The 289-nt window shown below is 52.6% G+C and carries 1 protein-coding gene; it reads left to right on the top strand.

Annotated features, from left to right (window positions below; all coding sequences use genetic code 11):
• On the top strand, nt 1-289 hold a 289-nt coding region (locus tag AC2ETI_RS32715; protein WP_483635062.1), incomplete at both ends, for a transglycosylase domain-containing protein.

Raw genomic sequence — 289 nt, forward strand, 5'->3', positions numbered from 1 at the left:
GCGGCGTGGACTACAAGGGAATGGCCCGCGCCGCGCTGGCCAATCTGGGCCGCGTGAAAAGCCAGGGCGCATCGACTATCACCATGCAGGTGGCGCGCAACGTCTATCTGTCTTCCGAGAAAACCTTTACGCGCAAAATTTACGAAGTCTTACTAACTTTCAAGCTGGAGCATCTGTTGAGCAAAAACCAGATTCTCGAGATCTACATGAACCAGATTTATCTGGGAAATCGGGCCTATGGCTTTGCTGCTGCCTGTGAAGCCTATTTCGGCAAGCCACTGAAGGACAT

This window comes from Rhodococcus sp. MurmanLake-1, from assembly GCF_056945715.1.